Raw genomic sequence first — 327 nt, 5'->3', positions numbered from 1 at the left:
ATCTTTAGCAAGCATGCAAAAAACGATCGCTTTATGTTCGATAATCGAACGCATCGGGAGAGGGCGGTCATTGATAGTAAACAATCTTGCCCGGTACGACTGGTCAGCAAAACTATCAATTACGGTTTTTAACCGTTTGTTGCAGGCATATTCAATGATTTTTGAATGAAAGAGATCATCCAGGTAAGACCATTTTTTCAAATCCTCTTGCGCAAGGGCTGCTTGCTGTTCCTCGATAATGGCTTCTAACTGGTCCAGCTCTTGCTTTGTAGCGTTTTGCGTTGCCATATCTATGGCCAGGCTATCCAAAGTCGTGATAATTTCATA

General features: G+C 42.2%; 1 protein-coding gene. It reads right to left on the bottom strand.

Going from position 1 to position 327, the window contains the following annotated elements:
• A partial coding sequence (locus R0J92_RS22135; protein ID WP_411053235.1) for a GntR family transcriptional regulator occupies positions 1–327 on the bottom strand: 327 nt, incomplete at both ends.

It is taken from the genome of Tritonibacter sp. SIMBA_163, from assembly GCF_046535935.1.
Lineage (GTDB): Bacteria > Pseudomonadota > Alphaproteobacteria > Rhodobacterales > Rhodobacteraceae > Epibacterium > Epibacterium scottomollicae.
This window is presented reverse-complemented; position numbering and strand designations above follow the sequence as displayed.